Source organism: Paracoccus onubensis (assembly GCF_003591515.1).
GTDB lineage: Bacteria > Pseudomonadota > Alphaproteobacteria > Rhodobacterales > Rhodobacteraceae > Paracoccus > Paracoccus onubensis.
In genome coordinates, this window is the sequence record NZ_QZCG01000001.1 from 471,527 (window position 1) to 490,417 (window position 18,891).

Genomic DNA, 18,891 nt, shown 5'->3' on the forward strand with positions numbered 1-18,891 from the left:
ACTCAGCCGCCTCCATAGCTGAGAATCAGACCGTGCATCAGTCGCGACCAGCCCTCGACTGCGACAAACAGGAAGATCTTAAGCGGGATCGATATGAGTGTGGGCGATACCATCATCATCCCCATCGCCATCAGCACGTTGGCGACGATCAGGTCCACGACCAGGAACGGAATATAAAGCAGGAAGCCGATTTCAAAGGCGCGGGTCAGCTCGGACGCAACAAAGGCGGGAATCAGCACGATCAAGTCGGTATCCTGCAGCGTGGCGCGGGCTTCATCGGACCAGACCGAAGACGAGGCTTCCATGAAGAATTCACGTTCGCGCGGTTCGGCGAAGCGGGACAGGTAATCGCGTAACGGCTCGGCCAGTGTTTCGCCTGCGGCTAATATGCCTTCGACGCTCTGGGCGTCGACGGGGTTGGTCTCGAGCGCGCGATACATGTTGCCGACCAATGGCGTCGTCACATAGACGGTCAGGATCAGCGCGATACCGTAAAGCACGAGGTTAGGCGGCGATTGCTGGACGCCGAGTGCGTTGCGGATCAGAAAAAGCACCACCGAGATCTTCAGGAACGCGGTCATGGTCACGATCGCCAGCGGCAGTAAGCCGATGGTCGAGATAACGACAATGATGGCAAGCAGATTGGGCTGGAACTCGGTCATTGGTTATCCGCAAAGAGTTGCAGGACACGTACACCTGTGCCTGCGCCCAGTGCGACGGTTTCGCCTCGGCCCAGCAGGCTGTCGTCGGTATGGATGTCGAGGGGGGCTCCCTCGAAGACCGCGATCGGCAAGATTGCTCCGGGGACCAGCGCATCCAGCTCTGCCAGAGTCATGTTGCTGTGGGCTGCAATGAAGGAAAGGCGCGTCTCTGTACCAATCTCTGGCTGGGGCAGGGGAAGAAGGTCCGATTGGATTGCCGGGCCGTCGGACCTTACGTGAACCGCAGCCGCAACCTTCTGGCCCGCTACCAGGACGGGTGGGCCGGGCTCCAGCATGACGATGTCGCCCGGTTGCAGTGTTGCGAGTGCATCGCGTGCCAGAAATTGCTGGCCGATCCGCAGGATGACCGGAATCTGGGTTAACATCAGGTCATCGGGCTGGGCCATGGGCGCTTGTCGATCAAGGTGATCGACAAGACGGTTTGCTAATTCCAGGTCTAGATGCAGGCAAGGTTTATGATGCTGACCTTCGACCTCAAGGTTGATCCCGACGGATAGTGGCGTATGACCGGGCATGCCACCTGCACGGAAGGGCTGTTCAAGCGCCGCTTCGCAGATCTCTGCCAGATCCTGGCATGCAAACTCGAGCAGCATGGCCAATTGGTCCGGATCGTGCGGCTGTGGCAGGTCTTGCGTGCTCAGCGCCCATGCAAGCAGATCGTGGGGCAATTCCAGTTGCGCGGCCTGATCTCCCAACCGCAGCGGTAGCGTAATCCTGTCCGGCACATGTTGGTACGCGCCGATCGTGAACGTAGCGCTGTGTCCCGCAAGTGTCAGAGATACTGGGCTGCGCGGCTGTGTCAGGCGTGACAACAGGTCAGGTGCGTCGGCTTGCGCGGTAAGCGCCTTCGCAAGAAGCGCGATGCCTGGTTTCATCTGGTCGTAGTTCATGGTCCGCTTCGTCCTGCGATGCGGGGGGTATCCTCGGCTTCCGCCTCGGTCAGGCTTTCCTGGCGTAATCGACACCTGTGGAAAATGTCGTCAAAAAGAACTTGCAGCTTTTCCCGTCGGCGCAGGCTTTGCCGCCATTCCTGGCTGGCCTTCAGGCTGGCCTGTTCTGCAACGCTGACCGCCGCCTCTGCAGCAGTGAGCGTTGCCGTCAGTTCTTCGCGCGCGGCAGCTGAATGCAGTGCTCGATCGGCGGCAGCACGCAGATCGTCACCACTAAAGCGATGTTCCAGCAATGCCGCATGCAGATGTGCTTCGCGCTGTGCTTCATCGTGCTCGTACCCGTTGAGTTGCCGGGCTGCGTTGTCGCGCAGTGCTGCAGCCGCATCGTATTGGTTTCGGGCCTGTGCGGCTGCGCGAGCGGCGCGGGCCTCGCGCATTTTGCGCAGGTGCAGAAGGCGTTCCAGATCGTTCATTTCAGGATCGCTTCCATCTGCGAGATGGTATCGTCCAGATTGGCCCCGTCGGTGGTATGCTGGCGCAGGAAGGCATTGATCTTGGGCTGGAGATCGATGGCAGTATCCACTTTGGGATCGGCACCCCTGATATATTCGCCAGCGCGCAACAAAAGCTCGATTTCGCGATAGGTGGCCATATTGTCCCGGATGCGCGCGGCCAGTTCCTGGTGACGGGCATTCGTCACCGCGTTCATCAGGCGGCTTCGGCTTTGCAGGACATCGATTGCCGGAAAATGCCCTCGCTGCGCCAGATCCGCGGATAGCATGATGTGACCGTCCAGGATTGACTTGGTTTCCTCGGCTACAGGGTCAAGTGTCATGTCGCCTTCGGTGAGGACCGTATAGATGCCGGTGATCGAACCGGTTTTTCCGGGACCTGCACGCTCAAGCAGGCGCGGCAGGTCGGAAAAAAACGAGGGTGGAAAGCCGCGCCTCGTTGGCGGCTCGCCTGCGGCAAGGCCGATTTCGCGCTGTGCCCGGGCAAACCGGGTGACCGAATCCAACAGCAGCAGCACATCAAGGCCAAGATCGCGAAAGAACTCGGCCACGGTCGTCGCGGCGTGGGCGCATTTGACCCGTTCGATCGCTGGACGGTCCGAGTTGGTGACGACCGCCACTGTGCGTGTACGGGCGGCAGGTGGAAGCTGCACCTCCAACAATTCGCGCACCTCGCGTCCGCGTTCTCCTACAAGTCCGATCACGATGACATCTGCTTCGGAGCCGGTAACAATGGCCGAGAGCAATGTGGATTTGCCGCTGCCCGGTTCTCCGAAGATCCCGATTCGCTGGCCTCGCGCGATAGTCATCAGCCCGTCGATGGCACTGACGCCCAAGGCCAGGGGCTGACGCACGATCTGGCGTGACAGTGGCGGTGGCGGTTCCGACTGAACGGGACGCAGAACGCAGTCCCTGAGGGGAAGGGCGTCGGGTTCCAGCGGGCGTCCCATCGGATCGATAGCGCGACCAAGCAAAGCTTCGCCGACCGGGATCTGCAAGGTGCGGCCGGTGGGGATCACCTCGCATTGAGCCGAGAGGCCGTGCAGGTCGCCGATCGCGCTCAGCACGACGAGGTTATCCTCGAAGCCAATGACTTCGGCAGGGATTAGCCGGTCGTTAACGGGATCGCGCAGGTGGCACAATTCACCAATGCGGGCGGTGGGGAGGCTGGCATGGACGAGAATGCCGCGCACTTCGCGCACGCGTCCATGTACGGGGCGCGGCTCCACACGTGTTACAGCGGCGGACAGGCGCGGCAACAAGGCCGAGAGGTCAAGGGTGTCCTTCATGCGCCGTCCATCGCGCGACGATAGGCCGCGATCTGGGCGTCGAGGCTGATATCGATACTGCTGACCGGGCTGGTCAGGATGCATCGCCGCCCGGTCAGGTGACGGTCGGGTACCACGCGTAACCCTTGGTCGGAGGCAAGCTGCGCCTCAACCTGCGCCATCAGGTCCGGTGGAACGGAAAGCGTGATCGCATGCGACTCGCGAAACTCCTTCAAGGCGCGTCGCGTGGCTTGCACGATTAGTGCCGCATCGTCCATCTGGTCTAATATTTCGTGCAGAATGATCAGCACCAGGTCGGCCAGCTGTGACTGAATGCCCGCCAGGTAGCGCGTGACGTCATCCTGCGTGCGCAGCAGCAGTTCGGCGGCTTCACTCTCGCCTTGAGTACGCCCGGACTGGCGGCCCTCCTCGCGGGCCAGCGCTACAACCCCTTCGGCACTTTCGCGTATGGCCTCGGCCTCGGCCCGAGCTTTGTTCAGAAAGGCGAAGCCGTTCTGCCAGGCTTCGGCTTCGTCGGGGCGAAGGATCGTTGCATGTGGCCGGTCGGGCAGGGCAGTGACCGAAGGGGCGGGCGAATTCATCGGATGTCCTTCTGCTCCAGCGCCAAGCGTCGCATGATTTGTGGGCCATGCGACAGGATGACGGGATCGTTTGTATGCGGCAGGCTATCATCATCTGGCCAGGACAGGGCCGCGCGCATATGCAGAATGGGAGGCAGGTCTGACAGCCAGGCGGCGAGACAGGCGATGCCATCATCCGCTATGATTTGAAACTCCGTGCCTTCTTCCGGAGCCTGACGATCGGCGGAGAGGTCTGCATGCGCACGTGCCGCGACCAATGCCGGTTCCCCGAAATGCGCAACGAAATCGGAGATGACGGGGCCGCGGATTTCCTGCAAAATCCGCCTCGCATGCAGAACAACACCTGCATGGCCGGCTAATTGCTCCAGCGGCTCGCGGCCCAGTGAGATGAGGATACCGTCTGCCTCCGAGACCGATGGAGCGACATCTAGTGAAAAAAGTGCTTCGATACGATCTGCGAAACGAGGTTCGGTCAGCAGTCGCCCGGCTACGGCCTCGGTCAATGGCGGCGAGAAGCGTGCCGCGAGCCGCGCGGGATGCAGGGTGTTCACTCGCTCGGCTCCAGAAGATAGGCTTGTGGGCGGCTGCGACGGTGCCACAGGAACCAGGCCAATGCTGTTCCCGTGCCAAGCGCAACGGCAGACAATGCCGACAGCAGCACGACAAGCCGCGCGTAACTGCCGGGCAGCACCCAGATGCCAAGCAGCGACTTCATCTCCGGGGCCTGTGCCGAGCTGATCTCCGATGTGGCCACGCTTGGCACGACCGAGACCTTGTCATAGGTCAGGCCGGAAATACTGTTTGCCACCAGTGTCTTGATCTGTGGAATCAGTGCCTGTACATCCATCTCGCTGTCATGGCGGATAAATACGGAAGCTGAAGACGGCTGGGCATTGCGGCGCAGCGGATCGTTGTCGGGCAGGACGATATGCACCCGGGCGACCTGCACTCCGTCTATTTCCGTGACTGTGTGTGACAATTCTTCGGACAGTGCAAACAGCATCCGCGCGCGTTCTTGCGTGGGAGAGGCGACAAGACCATCCTGCTGGAACACATCGCCCATCGACGCAAATTTCTGCCGTGGCAATCCTGCCTGGGCCAGCACATCCACAGCCTGCGAAAACCGGGCCTTGTCGACTCGCACGGTCATGCGACCATCGTCCTGCAGCATGCGGCTGGCGGGAATGTTGTTCCGCTCAAGCGTCGCGATCATGGAATTGGCCTCGGGCTCATCAAGATTGGTGTAGAGATCCTCCTGGCAGGCTGCCAAGGCCAGAATGGCAGCGACCGCCAGGATGCGGATGACCGTCTTACTGCCGGCGATCATGGTTATTGTCCGCGCAGAAGCGTATTGGCCGCACCCGCGACCTGAGTGGCTCCGCGGACGACAAGCTGGGTTTCGATCGCGTGGTCGAACATCAGGCTAAGGGAATCGATCGCCCGGTCCAGCTGACTGTCCTGAACCGAGTTCTGCGTTGGCGGCTGCGAAGGTGGAATGACATCTTGGCCGGGCTGCAGGCTGACGAACTGTGCGCTGGAGGTTCCAGCATGATCCAGAAGCGCCTGCGAGCGTTCGCTGAGCGACATGCTGCGCTGCGCGAAGCCCTGCAGGGATTGCATAACCTGGCTGCCAAGTTGGGCGGGGCTGGGGTTTTCGGGCAGCTGCTGCGCATGGATTGCAGCATGTTCGAACAGGTTTTCGATCTGGACCGTATCCTGGACGGGATTTGTCGCGACGGTCCCCGCGGCACCTTCGGCTATCGTCATCTTATACCTCTGAACGGTTGGCGAGGGTCCAAGATCCCTGACCGTTTGATCATTCGTCCGACATTGCCTCGTTCAGGATGTCATTGGCGCGGGGCATGATAATCATCTGACCGCCGATGGTAATGGCGCCCTCGATCATCATGTCCTCAAGCTCGGGGGTCATTTCGCTGCCCTGGTTTTCCTGAGCGTTCTGCACCGCCACATCGAATGCGGCTTCGTCATTCGATGTGACCGCAGCGGACTCGCTGCCGGAAACGGGGGGGATAGCCATGGGAAATCCTTTCTCGTTAGGGTTGGTTGTCCGGTGCCGTCGTAGCAACTTCCTCGGTGCCAAGGCCGCCGCGATAGACGCGCACGCGTGGATCGTCGCCCGAGGCGGTGCGCCTTGGCTGGATGCCATTGAGATACTGCTCGACCGTTGCGATATAGGCAGGCGGACCGGAGACCGAGATCATCGAGCCATCACCGGCGCTGCGGATACTGAAACGCTCATCGGCAAGGCCAAGCTCTTGCATGCCTCCGATAATTTCCGCGCTGCCATGCCCGCTTGCGGGGATCAGTCGCGTAACATATTCGTTGGCGGCACTGACATGCAGGACCGAGCCGTCGAAATACCATGTCAGGCCGTTCTGTTCGGACAGGTGCTGGAGAAACTCTTCGGCCGTCTTGGCCGTGACCTGGCCGATCACGCGGCCCCTCACCGCATCGGTTAGTGATACCGCGATGCCCAGATTGCGACCGAATTCAGTCAGTGTCAGACGTATATCCTGATCCAGAATGACATAGTCATAAGGGGTGTCGGACCATTCGGGGGCGGCAGCGAAAGCTTTCGCGCCGAGTCCCAGTGCCAAGACGATGGCCATCCCTCTGACGCCGCGACGGGCGGAAGAGACAGCAGTATGGCGCCAACAGGCTTGGGAGATCAGCGGATACATGACGCGTAGAAACCACATCAGCCTTGCAGATTTATGACAACCTCAGGTGGTGAATTTCCGCCTATCACTTGGATATTATGCAAAACTTTTACATAGAGCCTGTTTGTATATCCCGACGGTGCAAGGCGTTCGGATGGGTTCGGGCCAGAATCTGCGAGCGTGTTCCGTTGCAAAATGAAACGTTTCTAGGAGTTGAAATCATGGCTACGACCCCTGTTTCCGGCGGTGGCGCAGACGCTGCGATCGCGAAAATGGAAGCCGCTTTCGACGCGGCGATCGAGAAATCGGCAAAAATCACCGAGATCACAACTGAGAAGAAAACCGAACTCGACGCCACCAAGCAGCGTCCGCAGAACTGATGTTCGGTGGCGCAGGTGGCCTTGTTCCGCCTGCGCCTCTTTTTTCTGAACTCAAGGCAAGTATGCAGTGACAAGTAGCGTCCAATCACCCGGTCGGACAGAGATCGCGATCAGAAGCCCGCGAACGGCCGGCCTGACACTCAGCGTGCTTGACGGGATACATCGTGGCGTTACGACTGCCATCGAAGGTGGTAGCTGTACGATCGGTGCAGCCAGTGATCGCGATGTCGTACTTGCTGACGAGAATGTTGCACCTGATCACCTGAGACTGCGCTTCTACGGCCGGCAGGTTGCGATTGATGCTGTTGGCGGGGATGCGAGGGTCGAAGGACTGCCGCTGATCCGCAAGGGTCACGGTTGCCGCGTGACATTGCCGATTGTGGTCAGTCTTGGTGCGGCGCGCATTCGGCTGGGCCGCGATGTCCGGCAGGCGGGGCGTCTGCAACACTGGTTGCCTGCCGGTGCCGTTGCGCTGGTACTCGTGATCGGCGGTCTGTTGCTGGCAAACCAGTCAAGCGGCTATGGCGCGGCCAACAAGACAACAGCGGCCAGCGGCAATGAGATGAGTCGCCAAGGCGTGATCCCCGCGGATGGTTCTGTTGCCGAGGCGCTGCGGCAACATCTGGCGGATGCCGGCCTCGATGGCCTGGCCGTAACGGAAAACGACCGTCATCTCAGTGTCTCTGGTACGGTGCCGGAAGACGGGTTAGCCGCCTGGACCGACGTACAGCACTGGTTTGATGGCAGTTATGGCGCGCGCTATGTACTTTCCAGTCGCGTGACCACTGCCGCACCTGCAGGCGTGCCTGAGTTTTCGTTTCAGGCGGTTTGGTTTGGCATGCGTCCCTATGTTGTCGATGCCCAGGGCCAGCGCCGCTACCCGGGGGCCGCACTGCAGGACGGCTGGGTGCTGAAATCGATCGGTCCTGATGGGATCACGGTCTCGCGGAACGGAACAGATTTCCTGCTGAACACATGATAACCTGCCCCTCAATCCGATCTGCGGCATGAGCCGGATCACTCGCCACAGCCATGGCGTCGAACGCCACCGTCTGGACAGCGCCCTGGTCACCGCCGGCCAGGGTGCCGATGCCTTGACCCGGGCACAGATCGCAACATTTGAGAATATTCTCCGCCAAAGCCGCCGTGGCAAGGGTGCAGGTCGCCGGTCGCTGCGGGACGAGATCGAGAGCCTGACCATGCCCGAGATCGGCGATCCCGGCATCTTCACCGCGGGCCGCATGAGCGATCTTCTGACTCATGTGATCGACGCGGTCCTCCCGCAACTGGACATGCACGAGGACGTCATGGACATCACCGGAGCGATGTTGCGCGAGGAAATTGAAAACCAGCGCGAAATCCAGGACCGTATCAGCGAAGGCGGATGGCATGAATGACGGCAAGGATGCGGGCCGTGGTACAGCCAAGGATCGCGAAGATAGCGCGGATCTGCTGCATTCGCTGGGTTATCTTTATCTGAAAGGCGGGCGCGTACGCCGCGCGCTGGTCCTGCTTCTTCTGGCTCATCAGATCGAGCCGGACAGCCCCGGCATCCTGCGCACGCTGACTGCGGCCTTGATCGAGAATGGATCCTCGCAGCGGGCGCTCGCCGCGCTGGACCGGCTGGCGACACTGGAGCCCGAGGGCAATCAGGCCGCGACCTTGCTGCGCGCCCGTGCCCTGTGGACGATGGGCGACGAGGAGCGGGCCCGACAGTGTTTTGAGCTATACGTTGCCCAAAGGAATGCCGCATGAGAGGTCTTCTTGAACGGCTGAACGGGCTGGCCGGAATGGCCGCCCAGCGCTCGGACGTGATTGTGATGATCTTCATGCTCCTTGCGGTCGTGATGATCGTGCTCCCGCTGCCGACGATGCTGGTCGACACGCTCATCACCGTCAACATCTCGCTGAGCCTGCTGGTTCTGGCCGTGGCCTTCTATATCGGGCGGCCTGCGGATTTCTCCGCGCTGCCATCGCTCATTCTGCTGACAACCTTGTTTCGTCTGGCATTGTCGATCACTACGGCCCGGCTGATCCTGCTCCAGGCGGATGCGGGCGAGATCGTCGAAACCTTCGGTAACTTCGTGATCGGGGGCGAGATCGTCGTCGGCCTGATCGTGTTCCTGATCATTACCGCCGCGCAGTTCATCGTCATCACCAAGGGCGCCGAACGCGTGGCAGAAGTCGCCGCCCGCTTCACGCTGGACGCCATGCCCGGCAAGCAGATGTCGATCGACAACGATATGCGCAACGGCGATATTGACGCCGATGAGGCGCGCTTGCGCCGCTCACGACTCGAGCGGGAGAGCCAGCTATACGGCGCGATGGACGGGGCGATGAAATTCGTCAAGGGCGACGCGATCACCGGCCTTGTCATCGTCTTCGTCAACCTGATCGGCGGGCTGGTGGTCGGCATGATCAACCATGGCATGACCTTTGCCGAAGCGGGGCGCACCTATTCGCTGCTGACCGTCGGCGACGGTCTGATCGCACAGATCCCGGCGCTGCTGATCTCGCTTGCGGCCGGCACCGTAGTAACGCGTGTGGCCAGCGATACCGAGCGCGATCTGGGAAACGAGATAATCGGTCAGCTTGGCTCCAACGAACGGCCGCTGTTTCTGGCGGCGGTGGTACTGGCGGGCGGTAGCTTTGTGCCGGGTTTCCCGACGCTGATCTTCCTGACTCTTGCCGCCATTTTCGGCGGACTCGGCTGGTTGGTCGGTCGCAAGCGCCCCGTCGAATCTGCCCCCGAGACCGCCTTGCCGCAAGAAGAAGAGGTGCTGAGGCTGGACGAGACTTCCTCGACCGAGGACACGATCCTGTCGGATGGGGCGACCCGCCACAAGGTGGTGGTACATGTTGGGCCGACATTGGGGCAGGCGGTCTGGTCCGATCGTTTCAGACGCGAGGCGAACGTCCTGCGTAGCCAGCTTGGCGCCGAGCTTGGTCTTGAATTTCCGGCGGTCGAGTTGCGGCTGATGCCGGAACTGGCCGCCGACCGCTTCCAGGTGGAGCTGGACAATGTGCCCATTGCAGATGGCGAGGTGCCACAGGGGATGCTGTTGCTCAACGATGACGTCATGCATCTGGATATGATGAAGATCGGCCATATGCCCGGACCGGCGATGATCAGTGGCGTAGGCAGCATCTGGGTATCCAGTCAAAAGCAACCGGCGCTGGATGAGGCCGGGGTCGGCTATCACGACGCGGCAACGGTGCTGATCCTGTGTCTTACCCAGGCGATGCGCCGCTACGCCGCGCATTTCATCGGGATTCAGGAAACCCGCGAGATGTTGACCCGGATGGAGGATGAATATGGCGAACTTGTCCGAGAGGTCGGCCGCGCCGTGCCTTTGACCCGGCTCTCCGATATTCTGCGCCGCCTGGTCGAGGAAGATGTGCCGATCTCGAATATGCGCGCCATCCTTGAGGCACTGGTGGAATGGGCTCCGCGCGATAGCGATACGTTATCCTTATCCGAACGCGTGCGCACGGCGTTGTCGCGTCAGATTTGCCACCGTCATGCACAGATGAACCGCGTTATCGCGGCCTATGTCACAACTCGCCCGACCGAGGATGCACTTCGAAGCTCGGTCAAGCAGACTGGTATTGGCCCCAGTCTGCAATTGCCCGAGGCTCCAACCCGTGCGCTGCTGGAACAGTTGCGAAAGCGCGAGGACGGCAATACTACCCTGGCCCCGGTGGTGCTGACGGCAATGGATCTGCGCTATGCAATACGCCAGTTCCTGCTCCGCCACGGGCTGGATATGGCAGTGCTGTCCTATCCCGAGATAGCCTCTGAATATTCGGTGCAGCCACTGGTACCGATCTCCCTTGCAACGGCCCGGGGCGGGCGGGGTACGATCATGCAGCGCGATGAAAACGCGCAGGAAACAGCATGACGACAAACAAGACCAAGACACCGAAAGGACGTTCGACGGCATGAGATTCGCAATCGCCACACTTGGCAGGGTGCTGGCCCTGCTGGTCCTGCTCGTAACCGGTACACCACTCAGCGCGCAAACCGTGAACGCTCGTGTCGGGGAGACTTTGCGTATGACCAAAGGCGAGGGGCGGATCATCCGCTTCGACCAGCCGGTGACGGACGTATTTCTGGCCGATGCCGAGATCGCCGACATTCGTGTGATCTCGCCTCAGACGGTTTACGCCCACGCCAAGGCCGTGGGGCTGACAGACCTTATGGCGTTGAATGCAGATGGTCAGACCGTCGGCAATGTTGAGTTCTCGGTGACCGAGGATCCCCGCCCGCTTGAGCAGCGCCAGCAGGATGTCGCTCCCACCAGTGCGATCACCTTGCGCATGTTCGGCGATTCCCCGACCGCCAGTGGAAATGCCACATCTCTGCAAGAGGCGGTCGATATCTCCGATACTCTGGAGACCTTCGCGACCGAAGCCGCACCTGTCTTTAACAATTCCACCATGTCCGGTCCGAACCAGGTGAATATCCGGGTTCGTTTCGCCGAAGTCTCGCGCCAGCAGCTACAGCAATACGGTATTAGTTGGGGCGTGTTCGATGGCGGCGGTTCGTTCAGCTTCGGTTTGGTCACGGGTATAGGTGCCGAACGCGGTGGAAATCTTGCGCTGGCAAGCAAGACCTGGGATGGCGGGCGTGTCGACATGCTGCTGGACGCCTTGCAGCAAAATGGCGTGCTGACGATCCTGGCAGAGCCGAATATCACGGCAGTCACTGGCGAAACCGCAAGTTTCCTGGCTGGCGGCGAATTACCGGTCCCTGTTCCAGTGAGCGACGATCAGGTCGGCATCGAATATAAGCAGTTCGGGGTCTCTCTGCTTTTCACGCCGACATTGCTGCCGAACGGGCTCATCTCGATGCGCGTGCGCCCCGAGGTCAGCAGTCTCGCCCAATCGGGGGGTGTCAAGGTCGCGAACCTGAGCGTACCTGCCTTGCAGGTTCGCCGCGCAGATACCACGGTCGAGGTCGGATCGGGTCAGACTTTCGCTATTGCGGGCCTGTTTCAACGCGATGCAGCACAGCAGATCGACAAGGTGCCGTTGATTGGCGATATTCCGATATTAGGGGGGTTGTTCCGATCAAGCCGTTTCCAACGCAATGAAACAGAGCTTGTCATTCTGATAACCCCATATCTGGTGAAACCGGTCGAAGAGCGATCGCTGAAAACGCCGCAGGACAGCCCGCGCGGGGCGCTGCCCGGACCTGTTGCGAGCGGGCAGCGCCCCAAGACGAATAAAGGTTATGGATTCTATGTACAATAAGCGCCATTTTGGTTTGGTCGCCGTGATTGCGATAGCAGGTTGCAATGCGCCGGCTCGTGATCCTTTGCCCTACTCGCCGAATTATCAGTATATCGGGGATGCTCAGTCCGGCGCGGGAGTTATCCGCAAGGGTTATGCGGTCTCGTCCGTATCGGAGAGGCGGTTGGTGCCGGATGCCTGCGTCACGCCCGACATCACTGCCGATCCTTTCTATCTGCCGCCGGGTTGCGCCAATAACATCAATCTGCAACAGATGGTGGCCAATCAGGGCGATCTGCTTCGCGGGACGACGACGGGGCCCGCAATGGCGGCCCCAGCCGCGCGCGCGGCGCGCAAAGTGATCGACGGTGAGCAGGAACTGCCCGAGCCGCTGCCCGGCGACACGCTTTCGACCACCGAGCAACGTTACTGATGAATGCGTTCCTAGCCCGCCGACAACAACCCGATCGCCCGCGCCTTACCGGCGGGCGAGGCGATGTCGCGGATCTTGCGGGCCTCGGACAGAAAGGCGCGCTTGTCGCGCGGGGCGTAATCGGGAACCCGGACCGCTTCGGCGCCTGCCATATCGCCCGAAATGACCAGCACCAGCATGAGGTTACGGAAATGTCGGGTTTGGGCGCGGGGCGATGCGGTAATGCCGCGCGCCGTGGCGATGGACTGGGCGGCCTGTCCGGAAATCGCTTGCGCGAGCGCGACATTCGACTGGGTATCAAGATTCGCAGGCTCGATCTTCGCGGCCGAGCGGAATGCCTCTTCGGCCTGGGCGGCATTGCCCGTCAGGATCAATGCCGTTCCCAGCCGGTTCCAGCCCGCGCTGCTGTGTACCTTCGGTGCGGCTACGGCCAGGGTGCGGGCGGCACTTTCCACCTGATCTGCCTGCAATTGCGCCGTCCCCAGCCCCAGCAGCGCCGCGCCATTGTCGGGCTCAGTGTTCAGCGCGGTGCGATAGGCCTCGGCGGCCGCTTCGGGCTGGCCAGAATCCAGCAGAGCCTTGCCCAGCCGGCTATATGCGCCGACCGTGTCCTTCGAGGATTTTGCCGCGCGCTGATAAAGGCTGATAGCTGTCTGTGTGTCGCCGCGAGCCTCGAGATCCTGCGCGAGCCTGACCATCCGCGCCTCGTCGCCACGGGGGAGGCTGGTGCCATCAGTCGTGGCGCAGGCTGCCAGAGAAAGCGAGGCAAGCAGCGTGACGGAAAGGGACGAAAGGTGCATTACCGGCTCCTGAATTGCCGCCACCTTGTAAACTGCGATACAGCGAATGACAACGCTGCAGCGGGGCCGGGGACATGAGCGGCTCGACGGAAGAACGCAGCCTCCCCGCTTCCGACAAGAAGTTGCGCGAGGCGCGCGAAAAGGGCCAGATCGCGAAAAGCCAGGACCTGGTCGCGGGTATGACTCTGCTGGTCGCGGTAATTTACATGGGCGCGAACATGGAGGATCAGATTACCCGCGTCGAGGCGCTGTTCCACATGGTCGCCCGTCGTGTCTGGGTCGAGCCGCTGGACGCGCTCTGGCCCGAGATCCGCGCTCGTGCGATCGAGATTCTGATGGGCATTGCGCTGCCGCTTTTCCTGACGACGCTGGCGGCAATCGTTGCCACCAATCTTGTTGTGATGCGGGGCTTCATCTTCTCGGTCTCGCCGCTTGAGCCGAAATTCGAGAAGATCAGCCCGATCGAGGGGGCAAAGCGGATCTTCTCGATGCGCAGCATCGTTGAATTTTTGAAATCCCTCATCAAGATCGTCACGCTTGCCGTGGCTTTCGTCATCGTGTTCCGTGGAGGATTGCAGGCACTTCTGCAATCCTCGATTTGCGGAAATGCCTGCATCCGCGCCAGTTTCGAGGGACTGCTGCACCCGTTGGTAATCACGGCGATCATCATCTTCCTGGTCGTCGGCAGTATCGATGTCGGTATCCAACAATGGTTGTTTAGCCGCGATATGAAGATGAGTCGCAGTGAACAAAAGCGCGAACGCAAGGATGCCGAAGGCGACCCCGCCATCCAGCAGCAGCGCAGCAAACAACGTCGCGAGATGCAGGCCCATGCGACCAAGATCGGGCTGGAACGCGCCTCGATGGTGCTGGGCGTAACCGGCGGCTGGGTCGTGGGCATCCGCTATATCCGGGGCGAAACCTCGGTACCGATCGTGGTCTCGCGCGCTGGCCCGGAAAAATCAGGGCAGCACCTGTCGCAGGCACAGGGGCTGGACATTCCGGTCGTCGGCAACGCTGCGCTGGCCGCCGCCATCGCGCGTGTCGCCCGAAACGGTGAGCCGGTCCCGGCGCAGCAATTCCAGCCCGTTGCCGATGTTCTGGTGGAAACGGGGATCATATGATGAAAGGTCCAGCATGGCCCGAATGCTTGCCCGCCGTGGTTTTCTTGCCGGTCTTGTCCTTGCACCGTTGCCGTTGCATGCTCAGGAAGGTGGATATATCGACTTTCTGTTTGCGCCGGTTCAGGGTGGGCGCGAGGCAAGGGACCCGTCCGCGCTCCCGGCTGATCGCGTAACGCGTCAGCGCATTCCTTATCCCTCGCAAGAAGTGCCCGGCACGATCCTGATCGATACCAGGACGCGCCGGCTTTACCTGATCGAGCCGGATGGTTTTGCGCAAAGCTATGAAGTCGGTGTCGGTGCCGAGGGCTTTGGCTGGTCCGGCACCGAAATCATCAGTGCCAAGCGGGAGTGGCCGGATTGGCGTCCACCCGCCCAGATGCGCGCCCGCCGCCCCGATCTACCTGCCTTTGTCCCGGGAGGGCCGGAAAATCCTATGGGCGCGCGGGCATTATATCTGGGCCAGACGCTCTACCGAATCCACGGCTCGAACGAGCCTGAGACCGTGGGCGATGCGGCTTCCTCCGGCTGCTTTCGCATGACGAATGCCGACGTGATCGATCTTTACAATCGCGCTCGGATCGGCGCCCGGGTCCGCGTCTTTTGACAAGACGCTGACAAAGAACCACGCGTTGCCAAACACATGTCGTCACGGGTCTGTCATCGACGGGGCTTAGTCTTTTGCTGAAAACCCTAATGACCACCTATTGCTCAGGAACATGCTCATGTCGAATGTCGCCGCCTCTGCCCCAGTGGATCCTAAATCGGTCGATCCCGACAACACCAAAGCCTGGCATGATGCTAAAGAGCAGGCAAAGGAAGCCGGCATCCGCTGGGAGCGCCCGGAAGATGACAAGCGTACGGCGAAGGAAATTCTGGACGACAGCTCGCTGTTGAAAAACCTTGGCAATCAGGCTGGCGTGCGCGAGTCTCTGGAAAAGCGTGTGGGCGGCAAGATCGGCGAGGACGCCGACGCTACCTACCGCGCCGTGCAGGTGCTGGAACATGTCGAGCGTTTCGATGGTGATGGAAAGCGTCTGGTCGGTGACGACATTGGCAATGGTGAGATCAACGGATTCTCGAAGGGTGGAGAGGCCTATAACGGCACCGAGGCCGGACGGTTGCAGGATTTTGGCAAATACGGTTTCGACAATCTCAAGGGTGAGTTGCAGCATATCGAAAGCGCGTCCGAAGACCCAAAGGCTCGCGAACAAGCCGAGGCTCTGGGCATCGAATGGGAACTGCCCGAAGGCGACGACAGTACCGCCAAGGAAATCATCGACAAGAATCCACTGCTGAAGAACCTTGGCAATCAAAGTCACGTCAAGGAGATGCTAAAAGAACGGGTTGGCGATTTCGAAAATGACCCGAATGCCGCTCACCGTGCTGTGCAGGTGCTGGATCATATCGAGCAATATGATGAGGACGGTAATCGCATTGCCAGCAAGGATATCGGGAACGGTGAAATCAACGGCTTCCACGACAGCGGTGAAGCAGATCATGGGACCGAGGCCGGGCGCCTGCAAGATTTCGGAAAATACGGATTCGAAAGCCTGAAGGGCAAGATCCGCGACAGTGATAACGCCGCCGATGACAAGGACGCGCGCGCCAAGGCAGAAGCTTTGGGCATCCATTGGGAGCGTCCCGAAACAGACAAGCGCAGCGCCAAGGATATTGTCCAGAACAATCCTCTGTTGAAGAATCTGGGCAACCAGTCCGATGTCAAGGATATGCTGAAGGAACAGATTGGCGATTTCGAAAATGATGCCGACGCCGCGTTCCGGGCCGAACAGGTTCTGAAGCATATCGAGACTTATGACGCCACCGGGAATTCAACCGGCGAGAAAAGCGACGGCAAGATCAACGGCTTTGATCCCAAAGGCCGGGCCAAGACCAATACCGAGGCCGCTCGGCTTCAGGATTTTGGTAAATATGGATTTGATGCGCTGAAGGGCAAGCTGACGGATGAAATTACCCCAAAGCATGAGGAGGCGGTCGAAAAGGAACGTATCGACGCCGTCAACAAGGCGCGCGAGGAGGCCGGCCTGCCACCGATGGACAAGCAGGACGTCACACAGCTTCTGACCTCGGATAAGGATGCTGACGGCAATAACCTTACGGTGACCGAATCTGCCTGGCAGCAGGTTATGTCCGATTGGAAGACCGGCATCGAGAACGGTTCGATCAAGGCCGATGACGATCGTGCGAAGCTCTACAATGCAATGAAAGCTGGCGCGTTCGCCGATAACGGTGCGCAGATGTATACGCTGAATATCAGCGAGGGGGTCACGACCCGTGCTGTCACCGGCAGTGACATGGAAGGCGTCATAGACAGCGAAAAGGTCGATAAACAGATCTCCGAGTTGATGGAGTCCGAGGCCGTAAGCAAGGATATCGGCGAAGCCCGCAAGACCGCGCTTGGTAAGGTGAAAGACGGCGACAAGGTTGTCGAAGATCTGAAGAAGATGGCGGAAAGCCCGGAATATGCGAAGTATATTCAGGATCTCAGCAAGGATCCCAAGATGAAGCAGGTGGCCGAGGATGACATCTCCGCGACCTATACATCGCTTCTGGCGGCTGATCCTGAAGCTGCGGCCAAGTTCGCCCAGAACATGCAGATCGACAGCATGACAATGGAACTGGATGCCCTGATTGCCGATCCCAGCAAAATCAGCGAGGAAAACTTGAACCTTGCTGGTGCTGATGCGGGCAAGATGATCCTGACATTGCTCAAGAAGGGTGGGCTTGATCTGGGTCGCCGCGCGGCCGAGGCGCAGAAATTCCTGGAAGGGATGATCGGCGACAAGAAGACCAACAAGGAATTTGCCCAGGCGATGGCCGAGATCGGGGCTAAATTCTCGCATAGCGGCGAAGTCAGCACCAAAGATGTCGAGAAGATCATCGGCAGCGGTAAATACGAGGGCTTGCAAAAAGGCGGTGCACGCGCCTTCTTCGAGGAGATGACCAAGGCGGGTGTCATCGGTTCACTGGGCGGTGTGGTCTCGCTGGCCTCGGGCATATATCAGCTGGCGGGCAAGGGAGGTACGCTGGCCGACACACCCGAGGAACGGCTGGCCATCGCCAAAGATTTCGTTAGCTTCATCGGAGCGGGTAAGCATTTTGCCGATCTGGGAAATCACATCATCGGCGAACACAATAAGGACGTCATCAAGTTCAATGAGGACATCGACAAAAAATACGTCGCCAGCGATGTTCCGCATGACGGTAATGGCCCGGACCCTCGCGAGGACGAATCGCGCGAGCTAAGGACCCAGGCCGAAATCGACGAGATGAAGAAGAAACCGTCCCAATCGCTGCTGGGGCTGGACAAGACGCTGGATGATTTGTTGCGCGGTCCCTCGGGCACTACGCCTGCCGGGCCGCATAACCAATACGCCGATTTTCACGCAGCCTTCGAGGAAGCATTGGACAACTCGTCCAAAAGCGACAAGTACAAGGAACGGCTGGGTGAGTTCGAGTTGGGGGGCAAGGACGGCGAGAAGTTGATCAATTCGGTCGAGGACGGGTTCCAGACCCGGCCTGGCGTCAAGGGGCCGGACGGCAAGCCGGCGAGCGGACTGCATAAGGGCGCATCCGCCTTCTTGTTGGTGGCCAGCGCCGGTGCCGACACCTTTGCCGGTGCCGCCGACATCGCCATTGGCGCGCTGACGATCAAGAAGGGGCTGGCCAAGGGCGATGATACCACCACCGCCAAGGGTGCGTTGCAGGTTGCGGCGGGCGGGTTTGGTCTGACGGGAGGCGTCGCTTCCTCTCTGGGGCTGCTGAAAAGCCTGCAATTCGTCAAGGCAGCTGCCGCACCGAGCTTCCTTGTTTCGGCAGTTCTGTCAATTGCTACAGTCATCCCCGACATCATTAACGACATCAAGAAGACCAACCAGATCGAAAGCTACCGCGGGGATCTGCAGGAATTCATGACCCAACTGGACGATCAGGGCCTCTTGACCGAAGACGGGCTGGACAAGTTCCGCTTCCTTGACAGCTACATGGCCAATTATGGTCAGCGTGATGCGCCGGACGGTATCAGCATCTTCGATTACCGCGACTCGGAAGTAGACCACTTCCTGAACTATTGGAACGGTGAGGATGGTAAGGCGGCCGAGGAACGTGGGCAATTCTCTTCCGGCTTTGGTTTGGATGAGGACAACCATGAGGATTACGGCGGCGACGGCGACAACTTGAGCACTGATATGGAAGGGCAGGGCGGCCTGTCCTGAGCTTTGGGCTAA

The 18,891-nt window shown here is 60.1% G+C and carries 21 protein-coding genes; 10 read left to right on the plus strand and 11 right to left on the minus strand.

Annotation, left to right across the window (positions count from 1 at the left end; genetic code table 11):
- Window positions 1-2 precede the first annotated feature (2 nt).
- Genes sctR through D3P04_RS02355 form a run of 10 tightly spaced genes read right to left on the minus strand, consistent with a single transcriptional unit; the run spans window position 3 to window position 6,624 of the window.
- Entirely contained in the window at window positions 3-662 is a 660-nt protein-coding gene (gene sctR, locus D3P04_RS02310) for a type III secretion system export apparatus subunit SctR (RefSeq protein WP_119745462.1), read from the minus strand.
- Window positions 659-1,612, minus strand: coding sequence for a FliM/FliN family flagellar motor switch protein (locus tag D3P04_RS02315; protein ID WP_119745463.1), 954 nt, complete (start codon window positions 1,610-1,612; stop codon window positions 659-661). The genes sctR and D3P04_RS02315 overlap by 4 nt, the downstream gene beginning before the upstream one ends.
- Entirely contained in the window at window positions 1,609-2,085 is a 477-nt protein-coding gene (locus D3P04_RS02320; protein WP_119745465.1) for a hypothetical protein, read from the minus strand. Before D3P04_RS02320 ends, D3P04_RS02315 begins: the two co-directional genes overlap by 4 nt.
- Window positions 2,082-3,413, minus strand: a complete 1,332-nt coding sequence (locus D3P04_RS02325; RefSeq protein ID WP_119745467.1) for a FliI/YscN family ATPase — start codon at window positions 3,411-3,413, stop codon at window positions 2,082-2,084. The genes D3P04_RS02320 and D3P04_RS02325 overlap by 4 nt, the downstream gene beginning before the upstream one ends.
- Complete coding sequence (sctL, locus tag D3P04_RS02330; protein WP_119745469.1) at window positions 3,410-3,994, minus strand: type III secretion system stator protein SctL; 585 nt, start codon at window positions 3,992-3,994, stop codon at window positions 3,410-3,412. Before sctL ends, D3P04_RS02325 begins: the two co-directional genes overlap by 4 nt.
- Window positions 3,991-4,545 carry a hypothetical protein gene (locus D3P04_RS02335; protein WP_119745471.1) on the minus strand — a complete coding sequence of 185 codons (555 nt, stop codon included), beginning with the start codon at window positions 4,543-4,545 and terminating at the stop codon, window positions 3,991-3,993. The genes sctL and D3P04_RS02335 overlap by 4 nt, the downstream gene beginning before the upstream one ends.
- Complete coding sequence (sctJ, locus tag D3P04_RS02340; RefSeq protein ID WP_119745473.1) at window positions 4,542-5,321, minus strand: type III secretion system inner membrane ring lipoprotein SctJ; 780 nt, start codon at window positions 5,319-5,321, stop codon at window positions 4,542-4,544. Before sctJ ends, D3P04_RS02335 begins: the two co-directional genes overlap by 4 nt.
- A gap of 2 nt (window positions 5,322-5,323) precedes the next feature.
- Window positions 5,324-5,761: a hypothetical protein gene (locus D3P04_RS02345; RefSeq protein ID WP_119745475.1), complete on the minus strand. Its 438-nt coding sequence runs from the start codon at window positions 5,759-5,761 to the stop codon at window positions 5,324-5,326.
- 49 nt (window positions 5,762-5,810) lie between these two features.
- Window positions 5,811-6,032 (minus strand): hypothetical protein, encoded by a 222-nt coding sequence (locus D3P04_RS02350; RefSeq protein WP_119745477.1) that lies wholly within the window; start codon window positions 6,030-6,032, stop codon window positions 5,811-5,813.
- Between the two features lie 16 nt (window positions 6,033-6,048).
- Entirely contained in the window at window positions 6,049-6,624 is a 576-nt protein-coding gene (locus D3P04_RS02355) for a type III secretion protein (protein ID WP_119745479.1), read from the minus strand.
- Between the two features lie 272 nt (window positions 6,625-6,896).
- Here D3P04_RS02355 and D3P04_RS23245 point away from each other — a divergent pair, with 272 nt between their 5' ends.
- The 7 genes from D3P04_RS23245 (at window position 6,897) to D3P04_RS02385 (ending at window position 12,723) form a co-directional block, all read left to right on the plus strand.
- Window positions 6,897-7,055 (plus strand): hypothetical protein, encoded by a 159-nt coding sequence (locus D3P04_RS23245; RefSeq protein ID WP_182912715.1) that lies wholly within the window; start codon window positions 6,897-6,899, stop codon window positions 7,053-7,055.
- A 67-nt stretch (window positions 7,056-7,122) separates the two neighbouring features.
- The gene (locus tag D3P04_RS02360; RefSeq protein WP_119745481.1) at window positions 7,123-8,034 is read left to right on the plus strand and encodes a SctD/MshK family protein; all 912 of its coding nucleotides are present in this window, start codon (window positions 7,123-7,125) and stop codon (window positions 8,032-8,034) included.
- Window positions 8,035-8,062: 28 nt separating this feature from the next.
- A complete protein-coding gene (locus D3P04_RS02365; protein ID WP_119745483.1) occupies window positions 8,063-8,452 on the plus strand; it encodes a hypothetical protein in 390 nt (129 codons plus the stop codon).
- Window positions 8,445-8,810 (plus strand): type III secretion apparatus assembly chaperone SctY, encoded by a 366-nt coding sequence (sctY, locus tag D3P04_RS02370; protein WP_119745485.1) that lies wholly within the window; start codon window positions 8,445-8,447, stop codon window positions 8,808-8,810. Before D3P04_RS02365 ends, sctY begins: the two co-directional genes overlap by 8 nt.
- A complete protein-coding gene (sctV, locus tag D3P04_RS02375; RefSeq protein ID WP_119745487.1) occupies window positions 8,807-10,957 on the plus strand; it encodes a type III secretion system export apparatus subunit SctV in 2,151 nt (716 codons plus the stop codon). The genes sctY and sctV overlap by 4 nt, the downstream gene beginning before the upstream one ends.
- Window positions 10,958-10,997: 40 nt before the next feature.
- Window positions 10,998-12,311 (plus strand): type II and III secretion system protein family protein, encoded by a 1,314-nt coding sequence (locus D3P04_RS02380; RefSeq protein WP_119745661.1) that lies wholly within the window; start codon window positions 10,998-11,000, stop codon window positions 12,309-12,311.
- Entirely contained in the window at window positions 12,301-12,723 is a 423-nt protein-coding gene (locus tag D3P04_RS02385) for a hypothetical protein (protein ID WP_182912709.1), read from the plus strand. Before D3P04_RS02380 ends, D3P04_RS02385 begins: the two co-directional genes overlap by 11 nt.
- An 11-nt stretch (window positions 12,724-12,734) precedes the next feature.
- On the opposite strand, the gene D3P04_RS02390 is transcribed toward D3P04_RS02385, so the two are convergent.
- On the minus strand, window positions 12,735-13,523 hold the full coding sequence (locus D3P04_RS02390; protein ID WP_119745488.1) for a tetratricopeptide repeat protein: 789 nt from the start codon (window positions 13,521-13,523) through the stop codon (window positions 12,735-12,737).
- Window positions 13,524-13,597: 74 nt separating this feature from the next.
- On the opposite strand from D3P04_RS02390, the gene D3P04_RS02395 reads away from it, so the two are divergent.
- The 3 genes from D3P04_RS02395 to D3P04_RS02405 all read left to right on the plus strand — a co-directional run bounded on the left by D3P04_RS02395 (window position 13,598) and on the right by D3P04_RS02405 (window position 18,879).
- The gene (locus tag D3P04_RS02395) at window positions 13,598-14,647 is read left to right on the plus strand and encodes an EscU/YscU/HrcU family type III secretion system export apparatus switch protein (protein ID WP_119745490.1); all 1,050 of its coding nucleotides are present in this window, start codon (window positions 13,598-13,600) and stop codon (window positions 14,645-14,647) included.
- Window positions 14,648-14,660: 13 nt separating this feature from the next.
- Window positions 14,661-15,251 carry a L,D-transpeptidase gene (locus D3P04_RS02400; RefSeq protein WP_119745492.1) on the plus strand — a complete coding sequence of 197 codons (591 nt, stop codon included), beginning with the start codon at window positions 14,661-14,663 and terminating at the stop codon, window positions 15,249-15,251.
- Between the two features lie 118 nt (window positions 15,252-15,369).
- Window positions 15,370-18,879 (plus strand): hypothetical protein, encoded by a 3,510-nt coding sequence (locus D3P04_RS02405; RefSeq protein WP_119745494.1) that lies wholly within the window; start codon window positions 15,370-15,372, stop codon window positions 18,877-18,879.
- The last annotated feature ends 12 nt before the right edge of the window (window positions 18,880-18,891 follow it).

What these genes read in the sequence shown, in the direction of transcription:
- D3P04_RS02405 (WP_119745494.1), top strand. Translation starts at nt 15,370, where the DNA reads ATGTCGAATGTCGCCGCCTCTGCCCCAGTGGATCCTAAATCGGTCGAT.
- sctR (WP_119745462.1), bottom strand. Translation starts at nt 662, where the DNA reads ATGACCGAGTTCCAGCCCAATCTGCTTGCCATCATTGTCGTTATCTCG.
- sctY (WP_119745485.1), top strand. Translation starts at nt 8,445, where the DNA reads ATGAATGACGGCAAGGATGCGGGCCGTGGTACAGCCAAGGATCGCGAA.
- D3P04_RS02365 (WP_119745483.1), top strand. Translation starts at nt 8,063, where the DNA reads ATGAGCCGGATCACTCGCCACAGCCATGGCGTCGAACGCCACCGTCTG.
- D3P04_RS02355 (WP_119745479.1), bottom strand. Translation starts at nt 6,624, where the DNA reads ATGGCCATCGTCTTGGCACTGGGACTCGGCGCGAAAGCTTTCGCTGCC.
- D3P04_RS02390 (WP_119745488.1), bottom strand. Translation starts at nt 13,523, where the DNA reads ATGCACCTTTCGTCCCTTTCCGTCACGCTGCTTGCCTCGCTTTCTCTG.
- D3P04_RS02385 (WP_182912709.1), top strand. Translation starts at nt 12,301, where the DNA reads ATGTACAATAAGCGCCATTTTGGTTTGGTCGCCGTGATTGCGATAGCA.
- D3P04_RS02320 (WP_119745465.1), bottom strand. Translation starts at nt 2,085, where the DNA reads ATGAACGATCTGGAACGCCTTCTGCACCTGCGCAAAATGCGCGAGGCC.
- D3P04_RS02380 (WP_119745661.1), top strand. Translation starts at nt 10,998, where the DNA reads ATGAGATTCGCAATCGCCACACTTGGCAGGGTGCTGGCCCTGCTGGTC.
- D3P04_RS02345 (WP_119745475.1), bottom strand. Translation starts at nt 5,761, where the DNA reads ATGACGATAGCCGAAGGTGCCGCGGGGACCGTCGCGACAAATCCCGTC.
- D3P04_RS02325 (WP_119745467.1), bottom strand. Translation starts at nt 3,413, where the DNA reads ATGAAGGACACCCTTGACCTCTCGGCCTTGTTGCCGCGCCTGTCCGCC.
- D3P04_RS02395 (WP_119745490.1), top strand. Translation starts at nt 13,598, where the DNA reads ATGAGCGGCTCGACGGAAGAACGCAGCCTCCCCGCTTCCGACAAGAAG.
- D3P04_RS02315 (WP_119745463.1), bottom strand. Translation starts at nt 1,612, where the DNA reads ATGAACTACGACCAGATGAAACCAGGCATCGCGCTTCTTGCGAAGGCG.
- D3P04_RS02400 (WP_119745492.1), top strand. Translation starts at nt 14,661, where the DNA reads ATGGCCCGAATGCTTGCCCGCCGTGGTTTTCTTGCCGGTCTTGTCCTT.
- sctL (WP_119745469.1), bottom strand. Translation starts at nt 3,994, where the DNA reads ATGAATTCGCCCGCCCCTTCGGTCACTGCCCTGCCCGACCGGCCACAT.
- sctJ (WP_119745473.1), bottom strand. Translation starts at nt 5,321, where the DNA reads ATGATCGCCGGCAGTAAGACGGTCATCCGCATCCTGGCGGTCGCTGCC.
- D3P04_RS02350 (WP_119745477.1), bottom strand. Translation starts at nt 6,032, where the DNA reads ATGGCTATCCCCCCCGTTTCCGGCAGCGAGTCCGCTGCGGTCACATCG.
- sctV (WP_119745487.1), top strand. Translation starts at nt 8,807, where the DNA reads ATGAGAGGTCTTCTTGAACGGCTGAACGGGCTGGCCGGAATGGCCGCC.
- D3P04_RS23245 (WP_182912715.1), top strand. Translation starts at nt 6,897, where the DNA reads ATGGCTACGACCCCTGTTTCCGGCGGTGGCGCAGACGCTGCGATCGCG.